This is a genomic window from Flavitalea plasmicola, from assembly GCF_030546645.1.
In the GTDB taxonomy this organism is placed as follows: Bacteria; Bacteroidota; Bacteroidia; order Chitinophagales; family Chitinophagaceae; genus Puia.
Genome location: NZ_JAUOTO010000007.1, coordinates 372,382 through 390,392, shown reverse-complemented (window position 1 = coordinate 390,392; position 18,011 = coordinate 372,382). Strand labels below are relative to the sequence as shown.

General features: G+C 52.8%; 17 protein-coding genes. 10 read left to right on the top strand and 7 right to left on the bottom strand.

What is annotated here, in order from left to right; all coding sequences use genetic code 11:
* The first annotated feature begins 42 nt into the window (after positions 1-42).
* From Q4E93_RS26890 to Q4E93_RS26860, 7 genes are all read left to right on the top strand, one after another.
* A complete protein-coding gene (locus Q4E93_RS26890; RefSeq protein WP_303590663.1) occupies positions 43-1,179 on the top strand; it encodes a formimidoylglutamase in 1,137 nt (378 codons plus the stop codon).
* Positions 1,180-1,182: 3 nt separating this feature from the next.
* Positions 1,183-2,100 (top strand): helix-turn-helix domain-containing protein, encoded by a 918-nt coding sequence (locus tag Q4E93_RS26885; RefSeq protein ID WP_303590661.1) that lies wholly within the window; start codon positions 1,183-1,185, stop codon positions 2,098-2,100.
* A 75-nt stretch (positions 2,101-2,175) separates the two neighbouring features.
* Complete coding sequence (locus Q4E93_RS26880) at positions 2,176-2,889, top strand: SDR family oxidoreductase (protein WP_303590659.1); 714 nt, start codon at positions 2,176-2,178, stop codon at positions 2,887-2,889.
* 43 nt (positions 2,890-2,932) lie between these two features.
* Positions 2,933-4,264: a D-alanyl-D-alanine carboxypeptidase/D-alanyl-D-alanine-endopeptidase gene (locus Q4E93_RS26875; RefSeq protein ID WP_303590657.1), complete on the top strand. Its 1,332-nt coding sequence runs from the start codon at positions 2,933-2,935 to the stop codon at positions 4,262-4,264.
* A gap of 87 nt (positions 4,265-4,351) precedes the next feature.
* Positions 4,352-5,713 (top strand): T9SS type A sorting domain-containing protein, encoded by a 1,362-nt coding sequence (locus Q4E93_RS26870; RefSeq protein WP_303590656.1) that lies wholly within the window; start codon positions 4,352-4,354, stop codon positions 5,711-5,713.
* A gap of 36 nt (positions 5,714-5,749) precedes the next feature.
* A complete protein-coding gene (locus tag Q4E93_RS26865) occupies positions 5,750-6,304 on the top strand; it encodes an RNA polymerase sigma factor (RefSeq protein ID WP_303590654.1) in 555 nt (184 codons plus the stop codon).
* Complete coding sequence (locus Q4E93_RS26860) at positions 6,301-8,028, top strand: porin family protein (RefSeq protein WP_303590652.1); 1,728 nt, start codon at positions 6,301-6,303, stop codon at positions 8,026-8,028. Before Q4E93_RS26865 ends, Q4E93_RS26860 begins: the two co-directional genes overlap by 4 nt.
* Here Q4E93_RS26860 and mutL read toward each other — a convergent pair.
* Positions 8,014-9,954 carry a DNA mismatch repair endonuclease MutL gene (gene mutL / locus Q4E93_RS26855; RefSeq protein ID WP_303590650.1) on the bottom strand — a complete coding sequence of 647 codons (1,941 nt, stop codon included), beginning with the start codon at positions 9,952-9,954 and terminating at the stop codon, positions 8,014-8,016. The two genes, Q4E93_RS26860 and mutL, sit on opposite strands and share 15 nt — an antisense overlap.
* 73 nt (positions 9,955-10,027) lie before the next feature.
* Here mutL and Q4E93_RS26850 point away from each other — a divergent pair, with 73 nt between their 5' ends.
* The 3 genes from Q4E93_RS26850 to Q4E93_RS26840 all read left to right on the top strand — a co-directional run bounded on the left by Q4E93_RS26850 (position 10,028) and on the right by Q4E93_RS26840 (position 13,871).
* Positions 10,028-13,120 (top strand): serine hydrolase domain-containing protein, encoded by a 3,093-nt coding sequence (locus Q4E93_RS26850; protein ID WP_303590648.1) that lies wholly within the window; start codon positions 10,028-10,030, stop codon positions 13,118-13,120.
* A gap of 100 nt (positions 13,121-13,220) precedes the next feature.
* Positions 13,221-13,673, top strand: a complete 453-nt coding sequence (locus Q4E93_RS26845; protein ID WP_303590646.1) for a DUF6934 family protein — start codon at positions 13,221-13,223, stop codon at positions 13,671-13,673.
* Between the two features lie 12 nt (positions 13,674-13,685).
* Complete coding sequence (locus Q4E93_RS26840) at positions 13,686-13,871, top strand: hypothetical protein (protein WP_303590644.1); 186 nt, start codon at positions 13,686-13,688, stop codon at positions 13,869-13,871.
* On the opposite strand, the gene nth is transcribed toward Q4E93_RS26840, so the two are convergent.
* From nth to Q4E93_RS26810, 6 genes are all read right to left on the bottom strand, one after another.
* Positions 13,868-14,545: an endonuclease III gene (gene nth, locus Q4E93_RS26835; RefSeq protein WP_303590642.1), complete on the bottom strand. Its 678-nt coding sequence runs from the start codon at positions 14,543-14,545 to the stop codon at positions 13,868-13,870. The two genes, Q4E93_RS26840 and nth, sit on opposite strands and share 4 nt — an antisense overlap.
* Positions 14,546-14,729: 184 nt before the next feature.
* A complete protein-coding gene (locus Q4E93_RS26830; protein WP_303590640.1) occupies positions 14,730-14,966 on the bottom strand; it encodes a hypothetical protein in 237 nt (78 codons plus the stop codon).
* Between the two features lie 149 nt (positions 14,967-15,115).
* Positions 15,116-15,433, bottom strand: coding sequence for an FtsB family cell division protein (locus tag Q4E93_RS26825; RefSeq protein ID WP_303590638.1), 318 nt, complete (start codon positions 15,431-15,433; stop codon positions 15,116-15,118).
* 53 nt (positions 15,434-15,486) lie between these two features.
* Positions 15,487-16,770, bottom strand: coding sequence for a phosphopyruvate hydratase (gene eno, locus Q4E93_RS26820; protein WP_303590636.1), 1,284 nt, complete (start codon positions 16,768-16,770; stop codon positions 15,487-15,489).
* A gap of 61 nt (positions 16,771-16,831) precedes the next feature.
* The gene (gldA, locus tag Q4E93_RS26815; protein ID WP_303590634.1) at positions 16,832-17,734 is read right to left on the bottom strand and encodes a gliding motility-associated ABC transporter ATP-binding subunit GldA; all 903 of its coding nucleotides are present in this window, start codon (positions 17,732-17,734) and stop codon (positions 16,832-16,834) included.
* A 37-nt stretch (positions 17,735-17,771) separates the two neighbouring features.
* Positions 17,772-17,999 carry a DUF6814 family protein gene (locus Q4E93_RS26810; protein ID WP_303590632.1) on the bottom strand — a complete coding sequence of 76 codons (228 nt, stop codon included), beginning with the start codon at positions 17,997-17,999 and terminating at the stop codon, positions 17,772-17,774.
* Between the last annotated feature and the right edge of the window lie 12 nt (positions 18,000-18,011).

The following is an 18,011-nucleotide window of genomic DNA, read 5'->3' as shown; positions in this document are numbered from 1 at the left end:
AGAGAAATATACGTAGGTTTGCTGCCAAAATTGAGAGAATCCATGCCGTCAAACCTGCACATAAGCGATTTCCTGAATCCGGTGAATCTTGCAGAACTATCGCAGGATCAGGGGTATAAGGACGGGCAGATCGGTAAGCTCATCGACGTCCATGATGAATACTTCCCGGATCTGGAAGAGGCAAACCTGGTGATCGTCGGATGCGACGAGGAAAGAGGGATTGGCCGTGACCGCAACCGTCCGCATGCACCGGACACTATCCGGGCGGAGTTTTATCAATTGTACTACTGGCATCCGGACATCCGCCTGGCAGATGTGGGCAATATCCGCTCCGGCGCTACCCTGGCCGACACGTATGCTGCGCTCAAGACGGTGATCGGGGCGCTCACAGATGTAGGAAAGACCGTATTGATCCTGGGCGGATCGCATGACCTTACCATCTCCCAATATTATACGTATGCGGATAGAAAGCATATCATCGAAGCCACCTGCATCGATGCGCTGATCGACCTGGACATCCATTCCCTGCATCGCAGCGATAATTTCCTGATGGAGATGCTGACGGGAGAGCCTAACTACATCCACCATTATAATCACATCGGCTTCCAGAGCTATTATGTGCATCCGCATATGCTGGAGACCATGGACAAACTCCGGTTCGATTGTTTCCGGCTGGGCAGCGTCAAGGACAATATCGAGGAGATGGAGCCCGTCATCCGCAATTCCCATTTGTTCACCTTTGACATCTCTGCGATCGCCAACGCGTTCGCTCCGGCCAACCGGGTGTCTCCGAACGGCTTCAGCGGGGAAGAGGCTTGTATCCTGATGCGTTATGCCGGATTGAGCCAGCATGTCAACACGGTGGGGGTTTACGGCTACCTGCCGGAAAGGGACCGGGATGGACTGACCGCCCGGCAGATCAGTCATATGCTGTGGTATCTCATCGACGGCAAGAGCAGGGGCAGGCGCGAGGCCGCCCTGACGGACCGCGACCTCTTTATAGAATACCGGACGGCTTTTGCGGAAGTGGAGACGACTTTTTTACAGAGCAAGAAAACGCAGCGTTGGTGGATGCAGCTGCCTGACAGCAAATACATCGCCTGTTCCTACCAGGATTACCTGCTGGCCAGCAGCAATGAGATCCCGGAGCGATGGTTAAGGGCACAGGAGAGGGGATAAATTATGAAGCGGGAAATACCTCAATACAAGCTGGATGAGCGGTATCATTCCATCCACCGCACGTCAGAACCGGCGCCGGCTTTCGGTTACCATCAGCTGGAGGCCTCCCTGCGTATAAAAGATTTCGAGCTATATTCCAGTGTGGGACTTACCAGCAGCATGGGCCCTCTTCGCAGTGAATTCTACCGCATCGGGCTAACGTTACGGGGTAGCTGCGATGTTCAGCTGGGTCTGGAGCATTACACCCATCAGCCGGGTACGGTGAATTGTACGTATCCCAATCAGATATTTTCCAAGTCCAATATCAGCAAGGACATCTTTGGCTATTACCTGATGTTCAACCCCACCTTCCTGGAACCCCTGGTTGCGGCCGGGGAGATAGCCGATGAGTTTCCTTTTTTCAATTACTCCGGGGTGCCTTTTTTCCAGGTGAGCCCTTCCGCCGTCCGGCAAATAGAGACCTTGCTGCTGTCGATCAACCGGGAGCTGCAAGCGCACAAGCCGGAAAAAGAGACGGCGATCCGGCTTTACCTTCACCTCGCGTTGCTGGAATTGAAGAGAAGCTACCAGGAGCAGCAGCTGGGCTCCTACAGCGGCGTGCCTGAAGCTACAGCGCTGGTGATGAAGTTCAGGAAGCTGGTGGGGCAGCATTACCTGGAATGGCAGCAGGTGGCTGATTATGCACGTTTGTTATATGTCACACCCAACCACCTCAATCGTACGGTGAAAGAGGTCACCGGACGAACGGCGTCCGCCCATATCGCAGAGATGATCCTGCTCGAAGCAAAAAGCCTTTTGCAATACACCGATCTTCCCGTTGCAGAGATCGCCTGGCGGCTGCAATTCAGTGAACCGTCCTCTTTTCATCGTTTTTTTAAGAAAGGAACGGGTAAAACGCCCCTGGAATACAAGAATGCATGATCGGGTCAATCACCTGCATGATACGGGTAGGGATAAGCCGCGCGGCTTATAGGAAATTTGTATAAAAAATACAAGATGACTACATTAAGTAAAAGCAGGATCGTGATTGCCGGCGGCAGTTCCGGCATCGGATTGGCATTGACAAAAATACTGGCGGAAGAAGGGGCCTCTCTCACCGTATTGGGCCGTGACGTCTCGAAATTACAATCGCTGAAAGACAGTGTTGATGGCGTAAAGACAGTGGCGCTGGACGCGCGTGACCGGGCGTCGCTGGATACCTTTTTCAGCACGGCGGGAGGGGTGGATCACCTTGTCCTTGCGGTCAGCGGGGGTAAAGGCGGCGGGATGTTCAAAGAGCTGTCTTTACAGGAGCTGCAGGAAGGGTTTGACAGTAAGTTCTGGCCACAGCTGCATACGCTGCAGGCGGCGCTGCCATATATGGATCCCGCGGGGAGCGTTACGCTGGTGACCGCCGCCAGTGCGGGGTCTGTGCTGCCGGGTGCATCCGGTCTGGCCGCAATCAATGGCGCTCTGGAAATAATGATCCCCATTTTGTCGGCGGAGCTGAAACCACTCCGAATAAATGCGGTCTCTCCCGGCGTCATCGATACGCCGTGGTGGGATTTTCTGCCGGCAGCAGCTAAGCAGCAGGTGTTCAGCGACTTTGGCGGCAGGGTGCATGTGGGCAGGGTCGGGCGTGCGGAGGAAGTGGCGGCCGCGATCCGGGGTATCATTGCTAACGGCTATATCAATGGCATTACGCTTCGTTGTCATGGGGGACTTCAGTAAGAGGACAGGGGCAAATGTGGGCGATTTTAGGTAGGTTTGAGGAATGAAGCATGTCCCTTTCATCCTGATGGCGGTCCTGTTGGGCCAGGCTTGTTCTCCGGCACGTTCTATCCGCTCTTCCGCGAAGTCCGTATTCTCCCAGGCCGGGTTGGAATCCGCGCAAGTGGGAATCTGTCTCTATGATCCTGCCAGTGCAACCTATCTTTACGAGCAACAGAGCAATAAATATTTCATACCGGCCAGCAATACAAAACTTTTTTCTTTATATGCGGGCCTGAAGTACCTGGGGGATTCGCTGGTAGGGGTCCGTTACCGGGAGACGGACACGGCTATCTTCCTGGTGCCTGCCGGGGACCCTTCTTTCCTCCATCCTGCTTATTCCAGCCAACCTGTGATGGACTTTTTAAAGCGGACAAAAAAGCCGCTGTGGCTTACAGACGCCAATTGGCAGGAGAAGCCCCTTGGCAGGGGTTGGGCCTGGGATGATTACAATGATGATTATATGCCGGAAAGAAGCGCCCTGCCAGTATATGGCAACGTCATTCGCTGGGTGGAGGATACTACCTCGGCATCCTTTTACACCATACCGGACATCAGCTGGGAAGTGCGGTTTTCGCCGGACACGATGAAGAAGTCTTTTTATGTGGAAAGGGACCTGAACAGGAATGCTTTCGAGATCACGGAAGGAAAGGAAAAGCAAAAGACCCAGGATGTCCCTTTTATCACCGAAGGTACGGCCTCGGCTGCCGTCCTGCTGAAGGATACGGTGGGACGGGCTGTTTTTACCCGGCATCAGCTGCCCGGGCCTGATCATCGCAGCGACGTTGTTCCGGGAGGCGCGCATGATCCGTTGCTCCATGTCATCCATAGCCGTCCTGTCGACAGCCTGTTCCGGCCCATGATGTATCGCAGCGATAATTTTTTTGCCGAGCAAACCTTGCTGATGGTGAGTAATGAAAGGCTGGGGAGGATGAATGAAGCCCGGATCATTGACACCTTATTAAGATCCGACCTGAAAGACCTTCCGCAACGGCCGTATTGGGTGGATGGCAGCGGTCTCAGCCGCAATGACCTGTTCACGCCCCGGGACTTTGTCTGGCTATTGAATAAGATGAAGGACGAGTTCGGCCTGCCCAGGCTGAAAGGCATCCTTCCCACGGGCGGGACAGGCACCCTGTCCAGCTATTATAAAAAGGACAGCGGTTATATTTATGCCAAGACGGGGAGTCTCACCGGGGTCGTGGCCCTCAGCGGCTTCCTCATCACTCAAAAGGATCACCTGCTGATATTTTCCATCCTGATCAACAACCACAGCGATCCGGCCGTCCGGAGGAAGATGGAGCATTTCCTGGAGGGGATCCGGGAAAAATATTGACCCGGGAACCCAACGTTGTTTTTCCTGTACCCGTACGTGTTAAGGAGAGGCCGTCCTATTTTTCCGGCTTCCCTTAAACTTTTCTATATGAAAAACAAATTTTACACGCTGATCACCGCTTTTTTCTTTTGCTGTCTGTTGTCCGTCAGGGGCCAGGACAGCTCTTCCTGTACGGCTCAATTCCAGGCATATACCAGTGCCGGGACCGCCGTCAGCTTCCGGGCCCAGGATACCCTGCCCAATATTCAGCATTACTGGTATTTCGGGGATGGGAATGGTACGGGTTTCAGCAGGAACAATTCATTTGTCGTACATGTTTACCAGCAGAATGGCACCTACCGGGTCGTACATGTTATCAGGGATTCGACGGGCGCCGGCTGTTTTGATTCTACCGCGCAGTATGTGGTTGTCAACGCAGCTCCTTCCTGTCCTATCTACCTGTATATACAGGGTGATTCCGCGGGAAATTCACATATATATAACTTTTTTGCCAGCGCTTCCGGATCGTCTACGGATACGATCAGATGGTATATCAATGATACGCTGGTGGGAACAGGCGACAGCCTGCTGAACCGGACCCTGGCTTCCGGACATTATACCATTTGCGCCCGCCTGCATACCGCCTCGGGCTGCACCTCTTCCGCCTGCCAGTCGATCGACGTGTCGAGCGGCTGCGCGGTATCGCCTGTCATTCATTATAGTGTGGATTCCATCGATCCGCAGACGGTGCATTTTACAGCCAGTCCCAATAACTATACTTTTTACTGGACTTTCGGAGACGGGGGGGCCGCATTCGGCAGCCAACCTGTCCATACCTACCCGTTTGGCGGAACCTATATTGTAACACTCCGGCTTTATGGATATAACGGAACCGACAGCTGCATTTCTTTCACCGCCGATTCGGTGCATGTGACGGGAAGGCCTAGCTGTAATGTTCCCTTTTTCTATTTCCACCATCCCGCTGATCCCGGCCAGGTGACTTTCGTCGCCCAGGACAGCACGGTGTCCGATTCGCTTACCTGGGTGATCTGGCGAACCAATGACTCGCTGAACACGGTGATCCTGCATGGGCAGCAACCCACGCATATTTTCACGGATACGGGCTGCTACTATGTTACATTGTATACAGCGACGGCGTCGGGCTGCTATGGTATTACGCAACAGTTGGTTTGTATCGACAGTCTTGGCAATGGGGGCAATAATTCTATAGTCGCTTATCCCAACCCGGCGCCGGGCCAGACGTTCCTGGACGTGCAGCTGGATGAGCGGCATATGATCAATATCAACATATTCAACAGCATGGGTCACCTGGTGCTTGTCAGGAAGCAGGAGGGGTATGCGGGCACGAACCATATCACTTTGCCTACGGCCAGTCTTCCGAAGGGCATTTATTATGTGCAGGTACAGTATGGTGGGATAACCAAGCAAAGCAGGATCCAGAAGCTATAATGAACATTTCGTAACAAGAGCCGATCAATTCTACCATTGCCATCCGGGGAGGACGACATACAAATAGTGATCCGGGGTTGTCAGAAGAACGACCGTAAAGCGCAGGAGCAACTGTACAAGAAGTTCTACCATGCGATGATGACCCTCTGTGTCCGGTATACGGGGAATGGCCAGGATGCGACGGAAGTGATGAATGACGGTTTTCTAAAGGTGTTTAAGCATATCGGAACTTATGAGGCGGGCAAAGCGTCCCTTTATACATGGATCAGAAGGATCATTATCAATACGGCGATCGATTTTCTGCGCAAGCAGCGGGCCTATCTGGATACGGAAGGATTACCGGCCGGAACGGAGGAGCCCGCCATCGATAACGAAGCGCTGAATAAGTTCAGCGGAGAAGCTTTACTGAAATTGATCCGTCAGCTGCCGGATGCCACCGGGCTCGTGTTCAACCTGTATGCTGTGGATGGGTTCAATCACCGCGAGATTGGGACTCTGTTAGGCATCAGCGAGGGCACCAGCCGGTGGCATCTTAGTGAAGCAAGGAAACAGCTAAAAGTACTTGTTAACCTTATGGAAAGCAACCCATGATGGAAAGGCATGACCATATAAATCCATGGGCTGACAAGCTGCAGGACATCCCGGTTCCGGAGATGAATGATGCCTGGAAAGCCATGGAAGGCTTGCTGGAGGAGGAAATGCCTGATCGTGGGAAGAGGGACCGGCGGCGTTGGTTATTGCTGATCATCCTGTTGTTACTGCTGATCGGGGTTTGTAATTGCCCGGGGCGTTTGCACAGGTATATAGGGTTGGGTGGAAGTGGAAGGGATGGTAAGGGCCGGGAAAGCAAGGCGATGAGAGATAGTAGTGAGGGAAAAGGGAAGACTGCCAGCGGGGAATTACAGGGGGACGAGGAGGAGAACAGGAGAAGCCGGGGGAAGGAAGGAAACGTGGCGGGGAATGAGCGGACGACGGGCAGTAGGGAGCATGACGGGCGTAACATAAACAGAGAGACAGCAGAAAATGATACAAGGGCGGAAAAGATGGTGGGGGTCGCCTCAAAAGAGAAACATGCAGGGAGTAATAGAAAGAAGGAGGCAGAAGAAAATAGAGCAAGCCGGAGAAAAGAGGGAAGTGATGTGAACAGGAAGAAGATAGTGGGCAGGAGCGCAAATGGGGAAGAGCCAGGCAGTAACAGAGAGATAGAGGAGAAAGGGGGCAGTACACCTGGAGATAATGTATCCGGCGCCACAGAAAAGAAGAGATCGGAAAGGATCACAGCAAGGAAAAAGAAGAGGCCAGTCAGGGGGGAAAAAATAAAGAGCGCTCCCGCGGGAAAGAACGAAAGGAGCCTGGAAGATGAACTGGCCGGAGGCATTGCCGGGAAGAGGGTCGATGCAGCGGAAGGTAAGGACCCCGGGGGGGTAGCTCCCCTTCCTGTCCGGCCGGCGAAGCCTGACGATACGGCGGGCGGGGGCTTCAAAGTTGGTGATCCGGCCGCCAGGAGGAGCAATATGGATACTGCCGTCCTCGTCAAAAAGACGGTGGCTAAAAAGATGCTGGCGCAAAAAAAGGCTGATAGTGTGGCTGCGGCCGGGAAGAAGGCCGACAGCATGCGGGCCAATTATAAAGGATGGGTAGCGGGCATTGGCCTCAACCAATTCTTTACGGTGGGGCAGCAGGAGCGATCGAACTATAATTCCAGCGGCACTACGGGAGGGATACGCGATTATATCCCTGTACCGATGATCCGTTATTACTTTAATAAAAAGCTTTTTGTCCAGCTGGAAGCGCAATTCAATACGCCTCAGTATACGAAGAAGGACCTGTTGGCCAGCGAGTCGAAGGTGGATACGACGACGATCCCCACCGCAAAGCTTCAAAGCGTCCTCTATATCAAAAAGCTGTTTTATTTCAATGTGCCATTGAGCGTTCATTTTAGTCCGTTCTCTAATTTTTACGTGGGGGCAGGTCTTCAATATTCAAGGTTGACAAATGGCGTTGGGCTTTTCCAGGATAAGGCTTTACCCCGCTATAGCACCGGCGCGGATACTGTCAAAACGTCGAAAGTGCAAAGCTTTAAAAATGACACGACCTATCAGAAAATGAAGACGAATGAATGGCGGCTGCTGCTTGACCTGAGCTATACCTATAAAAAGTTCATTATCGGCGCCCGTTACAACCGAGCGCTCAGCAATTTCATTGATGTCAGGCTCTCTGACACACAGGTGTCCCAGTCGAGGAATAGTTCTATCCAGGTGTATCTCCGTTATATTTTATGGGATGGCCGGAAGAAAAAGCTATCTCCCAAATAGCTTCTCCACGTATTCCTTTCTGAATTCGATATACGTGGGTTCTCCCCCGGGGGTGACATTGGGCTGTTGGGTGGCGAATAACCCTTCTACCAGGGCCTTCATTTCGGAATCTTCCAGGGATTGGCCGGCTTTGACTGCCTGCTGTCTGGCCATGCTGCGGATGAGCTTTTCGCGGCGGGAGAATTTCATGTCGCTGGTGAAATGTTTGAATTGCTCCAGGAGGAGCTCCAGAATTGCTTTTTCATTGCCCTGGCCTGTATCTGCCGGAGTGCCCTGTACGATGAGGCTGTCTTTTCCAAAAGGTTCTATCTGATAGCCCAGGATCTGCAGGTCGGGGGCCAGTTCCTGCAGGAGGATGGCATCCGGAGGAGATAGCTGGAGGGTCGCAGGGAACAGGCTTTTCTGGCTGGGGATCCCTTTACCTGCTGCTGCGGCGGCATAGCGATCATATAGTACTCTTTCATGGGCTGCCTGCTGATGTATCAGGATAAAACCCCTGTTGGTTGGCGTTACGATATAGGTATTGAGCAGCTGCTGGAGGGGGGCCCCTTCGATGGGTGCGATCTTATTACCGGGCCGGGGCATGCCGGGAAGCGACGGCGCTTCCTCCGGAGCTGACACCCTATGAATGGAGGATGCTTCGGCCAGCCCGGGGATGTCCGTATGGGCGGCCTGGGAATGAGCAGGTCCTTCGGTCCTTGCAGGCGCAGGTTCGCCGGGCTTGGCAGGCGTGGATGGCTTTTCGTAAAAGTCTTTCCAGTGTTTCAGCTCGCTTTTTTGCGAGGGCTCGATAAAATGCGCCTGGTTCTTCTTCGTGAAGGTCTGGTAAAGGGAAGAGGAGGTGACGGCCGCTTTTTTCTCGTCGCTAACGGGCTTGCTTACTGCATCGAGCCCCTGGATGGAAGGGTCCAGGTCGAAGTCGAGCGTAGGGGTAACGCTGAATTGTGCGAGGGAGTGCTTTACCGCCGCCTGGACAAAAGCGTAGACGATCTTTTCGTCCTCGAACTTGATCTCCTGTTTGGTCGGATGCACATTGATGTCTACTTGCGCCGGGTCAAGATCGATGAAGAGGACGTATAGGGGGAAGCTGTCCTGGGCGATCATATCCCTATACGCGTTCATGATGGCATGATTGAGGTAGGCGCTGCGGATAAAACGCTGGTTGACGAAGAAGTACTGGTCTCCTCTTGTTTTGCGGGCTGTCTCGGGCTTGCCGACAAATCCATAGATGTTGAGGTAGTCAGTATTTTCCTGGACAGATACCAATTTGGCGTTGTGTGCGCTGCCCAATATTTGTACCACGCGTTGTTTCAGACTGCCTTTTTCCAGGTGCATCAGCTGCTGTCCATTGCTGCTGAGGGAAAAGAAGACGGCGGGGAAGGCCAGCGCCACCCGTGTGAACTCGTCCACAATATGGCGCATCTCCGCTGCATTGCTCTTCAGGAAGTTGCGGCGGGCGGGCACATTGAAGAAAAGGTTCTTCATGGCGATGTTGCTGCCGCGGGGGCAGGCGACGGGTTCCTGGCGGGTGACCCGGCTATTTTCGATCTCCAGGCAAGTGCCCGTTTCGTCCTCTTCTCTTTTTGTTTTCAACTCCACCTGGGCTACGGCTGCAATGGAGGCCAGGGCTTCGCCCCGGAATCCCATGGTGCGGATGTGAAAAAGGTCGTCGATATTTTTGATCTTGGACGTGGCATGCCGCTCGAAAGCCATCCGGGCATCCGTCTCGCTCATTCCTTTCCCGTTGTCCACCACCTGTACGAGGGATTTCCCCGCGTCCTGGATGATGAGCTTTATCTCCGTGGCGCCCGCATCGACGGCATTCTCCAGCAATTCCTTCACCGCACTGGCAGGGCGCTGGATCACTTCACCGGCGGCGATCTGGTTGGCGATGTTATCGGGCAGTAAATGGATGATGTCTGGCAATTCTACCTTAATTTGTGCTGCAATTTACGCCTAATAATTATAAGGCGGCCCAGCATGGAGAAACCTCGCGGATATGAAAATACCTTTTACAGTCCTTTTACTTGTTTTCGGCAGCCTGGCTGCCTTTGCGCAACCTTTAGCCGAGCCGCCCGCCGCCAATGCGGACAGCTGGGTTGACAGCGTTTTCAGGACCTTGTCCCCGGATGAAAAGATCACCCAGCTGATGGTGATCCGGATGTCGGCCATCGACCCGGTGACGCGGGGCCCTCTTTTTTATGATAAGGAAGTGGATTCGGCCGTCCGGAAATACAATGTGGGGGGGATCTGTCTCTTCCAGGGAGGGCCGCAGGCGCAGGCCAGCCGGGTCAATTATTTTCAGGGTATTGCAAAGACCCCCCTCCTTTTCTGCATAGACGCGGAAAATGGGCTGGGAATGCGGATGGACAGTGTCATCGCATTACCCCGGCAAATGATGCTGGGCGCGATGAGCGATCCTTCGGTGGTGTATCAATATGGCCGCCTGGTGGGGGCCCAATGCCGGCGGATGGGCATACAGGTGAATTATGCGCCCGTAGTGGATATCAATAACAATCCGGATAATCCTGTCATCAATGACAGGAGCTTTGGGGAGGACAAGCTGAAAGTGGCCCGATATGGCATACAATACATGAAGGGATTGCAGGATGAAGGGGTAATGGCCTGCGCCAAGCATTTTCCGGGACATGGAGATGTGTCCGTAGATTCCCATCTGGACCTGCCGGTGATCAATAAAAGCATGGCGGGGCTGGATTCCCTGGAGCTCTACCCTTTCCGGGAGCTGTTCAAGGCGGGCGTGGGAAGCGTCATGATCGCGCATCTTTATATTCCTGCCATCGACAATACGCCTAACCAGGCCACCTCCCTTTCGAACAAGGCGGTGACGAAGCTGCTGCGTAAAAAGCTGCACTATGAAGGTATCAGCTTCACAGATGCCCTGGAAATGAAAGGAGTGGCGAAGTTCTATCCTGACGGGAATGCTTCCGTACAATCCCTGATCGCCGGCAATGACATGCTCTGCCTGCCGGGCGACGTGGGCACCAGTCTGGCAAAGATCAATGAAGCGCTGGCCAGCAGGAAGTTGAAGTGGAAGGACATCGATGCAAAGGTAAAGCGGGTGCTATATGCAAAATATAATTACGGGCTGGCGGACCGCAGGGCCGTGGACACGGCACATCTTACAGAAGACCTGAATGAAGGAGTCAGGCATATGCGGCGGCAGGTGGCGGAAAATGCCCTGACGCTGCTGCGCAACGAGGATGCAGAAGTGTTCCCTTTCCAGGCTCCTGCCAGTACGGGCTCGCCTGTTGTCAACAGCCTGGTCGCGCCGGATGGCATGGGAGCACGTCCTGTTATGAAAAAGAAAAAGATCGCTTACATCGGTATGGGGTTGACCGAAGAGAACGAGTTCAGCCGCCGGCTGCGGACGGACTACAATGCGCATGTGTATCTTTTCGATTATTCGCTGGATAGCGTCAAGGCGGCAGCCGCGCTGCAACTGCTGAGCAACCGCTATGACGCATTGGTGATCGGGCTCCACAATTATGCCCGGTTGCCTGCCCGCAATTTTGCCATCAGTCAGTCAGCCGCCTGGTTGTTGCGGCAGCTGGAGGAGCAAAACAAGTCCGTCGTACTGGCATTTGGGAACCCCTATGCGCTGAAAAATGATTGCGGGGCGAGGAACCTGGTGGCTTGTTATGAGGACGATGAGATCACACAAAGCGTGGCCGCGGACTGGCTTGCCGGCAAATTCACGGCAAAAGGCCAGCTGCCTGTCACCGTATGCGAGGGTTATAAGGCCGGTGCGGGGATCCTTCCGGCCCGCGCTATTCTGCCGGCAGCGGATCCCGTGGCCCTGGGGTTCGATGTCCGCCAGCTGGACAAGATCGATGCCATCTGCAAGGAAGCCATCGACAAGCAGGCGGCGCCGGGATGCGTGGTGCTGGTGGCAAAAGGTGGGAAGATCGCTTATGAAAAGGCCTTTGGGTACATGAGCTACGATAAGACAGAGCCTGTTTATACGGAGTCGCTTTATGACATGGCTTCCTGCACCAAGATCTGCGCTACTACGATGGCGGTGATGAAGCTATATGACGAAGGGAAGCTGGACCTGCAGAAGACGCTGGGAGATTATCTGCCCTGGGTAAGAGGAACCGATAAAGCATCGCTGAAGATCTTCGATGTGCTGCTGCACCAGGCAAGGCTGAATGCTTTCATACCTTTTTACAAAGAGACGATCGACAGTGCCCGCCAGGGCGCTCCCCGGCCAGGATTTTATGCTGCCCGGCCGGATAGTGTTTATGGTATCCGGGTGGCGGAGAATATGTATATGCGGAATGACTGGAGAGATACGATGTATACGCGCATACTGCAGAGTAAGCTGGGACCGCCGGACAAGTACGTGTACAGTGACAATGATTTTATTTTTATGGGGAAGGTGGTCGAGGCCATCAGCGGTATGCCGCTGGACGAATATGTGCGGAAGACCTATTATGCGCCTTTGGGCATGAGTTCGTCGGGGTTTAAGCCCAGGGAACGTTTTCCACTGGGCAGGATCGCTCCCACGGCATTGGAGCCTATATTCCGGCAGCAGCAGATCAGGGGGGATGTGCACGATCCGGGCGCGGCTATGTTTGGTGGGGTGGCAGGGCATGCGGGACTGTTCAGCGATGCCTATGATCTGGCTATCCTGGAGCAGATGCTGTTGAACGGAGGGACGATCAATGGGCGTAGTTTTCTTAAGAAGGAGACGATCGATTATTTTACGGCATACCATAGTGGCATCAGCCGGCGGGGTATTGGATTTGATAAGCCGGAGAAGGACAATGCAACGAGGAAGGAGCCGTATCCCTGTTTGTCGGCTTCGGCGCAGACGTTCGGGCATACGGGGTTTACCGGTACCTGTGTGTGGGTGGATCCGAAATATGACCTGATCTTTATTTTCCTGTCGAATAGGGTGAATCCGGTAGAGACGAATCCCCGGCTATCCAACCTGAGCATACGGGGAAGGATACAGGAGACGGTGTACCAGGCGATGGGAGTGGATGCGGGCAAACCGCTGGATGGGCGTGATGCGGGGAAGAAGATAAAGAAGGAAAAGAAGAAAAAGAAAAAATGCTGCGGGATGTAGAGGGAATGTAATGTGTTTTGGGCAAATAGTTTCCAAAATTTTGGCAAGAAGTGTCGCTAGTTTTGCTGGCGGCACTTTTTTATGGGATAAAGCGTGAAGTATGGAATCGGGAACATATGATTTGGAGAGAGGCAAAGAAGACTTTGTTTATTGGTTTTATAGCGAAGGGCCGAGGGGCCGGATAAGAAAGATGGTGCGATTTCAGCCTACGCCGGAATTAGGCAGAAATGCTTTTAATCTTGCTTTTGGAGACTTTGACGAGTCAACGGGGAAAATAAATGATCTGGCAATAAGTAATAATAGCGACCATTTAAGAGTGTTGCATACAGTTGCAGAAGTAATATTGGATTTTATTTGCTTTTGGCCAAAAGCGATCATAAAGATAGAAGGCAGCACCTCATCCCGTACAAGGCTGTACCAAATGGGAATATCTACTTTTTGGCATGAGATCGGCCGGGAGTTTGAGATATATGGTAAAGTTGGGAGGGATTGGGTGCCCTTTAAAAAGGGGGTGAATTACAAAGCGTTTCTCATTTTCAAAAAAATCAGGTAAATTTATAGTGATATGAAGGCCAGGAAAAAAGATGATATTTTGAAACGCAGGGTCACTATAAAGGTGGTTGAAAGTGATTTTGGTAAAATGTTGGATAATGATCCCGTCTTTATCAAAAAAAGAGAGGATGCCGTAAGAGACCTGCTCGAAAACCCTCCCCCCGAGTGGATCCTTAAAAGAATGCGCGGCGAAGACTAGGCGCGATCCTTCTTCTTCGGCGCCGGGATCTTTCCTTCCACCTCCTTCTTATAATACTTACAGGCGGGCCTGAGCCCGCAAACTTCGCATCTGGGCGTACGGGCTACGCAGACATACCGTCCGTGCAGGATGAGCCAGTGATGGGCCACATGCACCAGGTCGCGGGGGATGAGCTCCAATAATTGCTTTTCGGTTGCCAGAGGTGTCCTGGCGTTCACGGTGAGGCCGATGCGGGCAGAGACCCGGAATACATGGGTATCTACGGCCATATTCGGCTGATTGTCCACCACGGAGGTGATGACATTGGCTGTTTTACGGCCTACGCCCGGCAATTCCACCAGCTCCTCCACCGTCAATGGTACTTCCCCATGGAATTTCTCCACGAGCATTTTTGCCATGCCAATGAGATGTTTAGTCTTATTGTTGGGATAGGAAATGCTTTTCACGAGCGGAAACAGCTCGTCAAAAGTGGTTTCAGACAGGGATTGGGGGGTGGGAAACCGCTCGAAAATCGCGGGGGTGGTCATATTGACCCTTTTGTCGGTGCATTGCGCCGACAGTATAACCGCTACCAGCAGCTGGTAAGGGTTGTCGTAGATCAATTCCGTCTCAGCGTCGGGATTGTGTTCCGAAAAGTAGGCCAGTACAAATTGAAAGCGTTCCTTTCTGGTCATTGTCAGCAAATTTCAATGACCGTAAAGTTATGGGGAAATCACGTAAGCATTGCCGGTTCTGGCCAGTGCGTGGAGATCAACCTTAACGAACCGGAGGTTCGTTGTCCAAAGGACAGATATAAGATGTTTCCGGGAAACAGGGTATATTTTTCGGTAACCTGTTTTCCGGAGATCCAACGTTGGTTCAGTGCTGTACAGATTCGGTAGCTGTCTCCCGGGCGTAATTCATGATCTTCAGGATCAATTCCGTGCGGGGAGATACCGTAACTTTATCGAGGCCTTCAGCAGAAGATTGTAATACCTGTAGTTTCTCGCGAAGCATCCAGTCTTCCTTGAGCGCTGTCTCTATAGCAACCGTCAATTCTGGGGAAGACTCTTTGTACAAGTAAAGCAAAAGATCCTCCGGTGTAAAGAGTGTCATAGGCAAAACCATTTAATGTCCTAATAAATTTTCCGAAGCAGTAAAAGTGAAACGTCCAGTATTAAAACGGTTATCGGGTACGCGTTATTGTCCTCCAAAGGGAATTAATTAGGTAGAAAGGGTAATCCTAAAGTGTAAAACTATAAATGTCAGTGTTTTGCAGGAGGGGTGGCTTCCCGGACCAGGAAAAGATCCTCGTTATCCTTTTTCATCCGGTATTTTTCCCTTGCATATTTTTCCAGCAGGGCCGGATTGGATCTTAGCTGTTCCAGCTCGTGCCGGGTGGTAGCGATCTGTTGCTCGTAGTACTTCTTGCTTGCTTCCAGCTTTCTCAGCTCTCCTTTTTCCCTGAAATGGCTGGTGATGAAGTCCCGGGCGTCGAAAAAAAGTATCCAGACGGTGAATCCCAGAGCCGTCAGCACATATTTGTTCTTCAACCAGGCAGGAATATGGGAGAGAAGCTTCATAATAAAAAGCGGTCCCAGGCGCTTTTAGAGCGCCCGGGACCGTAAACTACAAATTATTTCTTGAATTTGATCCTTCCTTTGGGATAAATGCCGCTGTCACCCAGCTCTTCTTCTATGCGGATGAGCTGGTTGTATTTGGCCAGCCGGTCGGTACGGGAGGCGCTGCCTGTCTTGATCTGTCCGCAATTGAGGGCTACGGCCAGGTCGGCGATGGTCGTATCTTCTGTCTCGCCGCTGCGATGGCTCATAATGGTGGTATATCCGTGGGTTTGGGCCAGCTGTACGGCATTGATGGTCTCGGTGACCGTGCCGATCTGGTTTACCTTGATGAGGATACTGTTGGCTACCCCCCTGTCGATGCCTTTTTGAAGGATCTTAGTGTTGGTGACGAACAGGTCGTCCCCGACCAGCTGTACCTTGTTGCCAATGGCTTCCGTCAGCTTTTTCCAGCCATCCCAATCCTCTTCGGCCATGCCGTCCTCAATGGAGATGATGGGATATTTATTTACCCAGCTGGTCCAGTAGGCCACCATTTCATCGCTGGAGAGCTCCTTGCCGCTGCTCTTATAGAATTTATATTTGCCGTCCTTGTACATTTCGCTGCTGGCGGCGTCCAGGGCGATGGCGATCTGGGTGCCGACCTTGTAGCCTGCCGCCTCGATGGCCTGCAGCACTGTTTCGATGGCTTCTTCATTGCTTTGGATGTCCGGGGCGAAACCGCCTTCATCGCCGACATTGGTGCTGTAGCCTTTCTTTTTCAGGACGGATTTCAGCTGATGGAAGATATCCACTCCCCAGCGGAGGCCATCGCTGAAGGTGTCGGCGCCGATGGGAACGATCATGTATTCCTGGTAATCGATCTTGTTGTCGGCGTGTACGCCGCCATTGAGGATATTCATGAGGGGCATGGGCAGCACGGTGGCGTTCACTCCGCCGAGGTAGCGGTATAAAGGCAGCTTGCTTTCCTGGGCGGCGGCTTTGGCTACAGCCATGGATACGGCCAGCAGGGCGTTGGCACCCAGTTTTCCCTTATTGTCTGTGCCGTCCATTTCAATGAGTCGCGCGTCCAGGGAAGCCTGTTCGTTTACAGGGAAACCTATCAGCTGGTCGGCAATAATATCGTTCACATTGGAAACGGCTTTCAACACCCCTTTTCCTCCGTAGGTGCTCTTGTCCCCGTCACGGAGCTCGACGGCCTCGTGAATCCCAGTGGATGCGCCACTGGGCACGGCAGCGCGGCCGCGATGGTTGTTCTCGGTGATCACGTCCACTTCGACCGTTGGATTGCCCCGGCTGTCTAAGATCTGTCTTGCATGAATGTCAGCGATGTAGCTCATGGTTGGTTCGTAGTTTTTTGTTTTGTGTTGGTTGGTAGATTGTAAGCGTAGTCCGTAGGCATCAGGTCGTCAGGTGCCGGAAGATCTCTTCCAGGCTTTGGTTTTCACTTTGCAAAGAAACAATGTTCCAATTGTTTTGCAAAGCCAGCTCCAGCAATTGTTTTTTAACGTCGGTATCCTCCCCTGCCTGTAATTCCCATTCCCGGTCGGCCAGTTTACGAACGGAGGTGACGCCTTTCAATGCCTGCAGCCTGGAAGTCTCCAGGTCCTCTTTGAACGCTACCCGGATGGCGTTGGTGCGATTGTCCAGGCGAAGCTGGCCAAGCGGGCTGTCGGCGATGAGCTTGCCCTTATTGATAATGACGACCCTGTCGCAAAGGGCTTCTACTTCCTGCAGGATATGTGAAGAGAACAATACGGTCTTATTTTGTCCCAGCTTTTTGATGGTATCGCGGATCTCGATGATCTGGTTGGGGTCCAGCCCGCTGGTGGGTTCGTCCAGGATGAGCACTTCCGGGTCGTGCAGCAGTGCGGCTGCCAGGCCGACCCGCTGTTTGTACCCCTTGGAAAGCTGTCCGAGCTTTTTCTTACTTTCCGGGGTGAGGCCTACGGTGGCGATGACTGATTCGATCTTCTGTTTTTTTTCAGGGACGGCGTGGGCATCGGCTATAAAATCCAGGTATTCCCGCACGTACATGTCCGGGTACAGGGGATTAGCCTCGGGCAGATAGCCAATTTTCTTCCGGGTTTCCAGGGGATGCTGTTTAACAGGGATCCCGCAGACGGTGACCTCCCCCTCATCCTGTCCAAGATAGCCCGTGATGATCTTCATGGTGGTGGATTTTCCCGCCCCGTTGGGGCCGAGAAACCCTACAATCTCTCCCTGACCTACTTTAAAAGAGATGCCGTCCACTGCCTTCTGCTCGCCGTAAATCTTTACAAGGTCCTTAATTTCAATCGACATGCTGGTGGTTTACCCCATAAAAATAGGTTAATCCCCCCTATTTATCATACCCGGTCCCGTATTCTCCTTTCAGGGCGTAGTAGCCAAACAGTACCAGGCCGAAGGCGATGGGGATAAAAATACCGATGAAGATGCCCCATTGGAGCTTTGTGCTCGACACCGGATTGCGGGCAATCTCGGAGGAGGCGGTCCTGATGAGATAAAAGAGCGCCACCAGCCCCAGGGCGATCCAGGCTACTCCTAATATCTTCTTTATGGTGTTCATATGCGTTGTTTT

Bases quoted from the DNA above. Each gene is read 5' to 3' on its own strand.
- Q4E93_RS26890 (WP_303590663.1), top strand. From the start codon at position 43: ATGCCGTCAAACCTGCACATAAGCGATTTCCTGAATCCGGTGAATCTT.
- Q4E93_RS26885 (WP_303590661.1), top strand. From the start codon at position 1,183: ATGAAGCGGGAAATACCTCAATACAAGCTGGATGAGCGGTATCATTCC.
- Q4E93_RS26880 (WP_303590659.1), top strand. From the start codon at position 2,176: ATGACTACATTAAGTAAAAGCAGGATCGTGATTGCCGGCGGCAGTTCC.
- Q4E93_RS26875 (WP_303590657.1), top strand. From the start codon at position 2,933: ATGAAGCATGTCCCTTTCATCCTGATGGCGGTCCTGTTGGGCCAGGCT.
- Q4E93_RS26870 (WP_303590656.1), top strand. From the start codon at position 4,352: ATGAAAAACAAATTTTACACGCTGATCACCGCTTTTTTCTTTTGCTGT.
- Q4E93_RS26860 (WP_303590652.1), top strand. From the start codon at position 6,301: ATGATGGAAAGGCATGACCATATAAATCCATGGGCTGACAAGCTGCAG.
- Q4E93_RS26850 (WP_303590648.1), top strand. From the start codon at position 10,028: ATGAAAATACCTTTTACAGTCCTTTTACTTGTTTTCGGCAGCCTGGCT.
- Q4E93_RS26845 (WP_303590646.1), top strand. From the start codon at position 13,221: ATGGAATCGGGAACATATGATTTGGAGAGAGGCAAAGAAGACTTTGTT.
- Q4E93_RS26840 (WP_303590644.1), top strand. From the start codon at position 13,686: ATGAAGGCCAGGAAAAAAGATGATATTTTGAAACGCAGGGTCACTATA.
- nth (WP_303590642.1), bottom strand. From the start codon at position 14,545: ATGACCAGAAAGGAACGCTTTCAATTTGTACTGGCCTACTTTTCGGAA.
- Q4E93_RS26830 (WP_303590640.1), bottom strand. From the start codon at position 14,966: ATGACACTCTTTACACCGGAGGATCTTTTGCTTTACTTGTACAAAGAG.
- Q4E93_RS26825 (WP_303590638.1), bottom strand. From the start codon at position 15,433: ATGAAGCTTCTCTCCCATATTCCTGCCTGGTTGAAGAACAAATATGTG.
- eno (WP_303590636.1), bottom strand. From the start codon at position 16,770: ATGAGCTACATCGCTGACATTCATGCAAGACAGATCTTAGACAGCCGG.
- gldA (WP_303590634.1), bottom strand. From the start codon at position 17,734: ATGTCGATTGAAATTAAGGACCTTGTAAAGATTTACGGCGAGCAGAAG.
- Q4E93_RS26810 (WP_303590632.1), bottom strand. From the start codon at position 17,999: ATGAACACCATAAAGAAGATATTAGGAGTAGCCTGGATCGCCCTGGGG.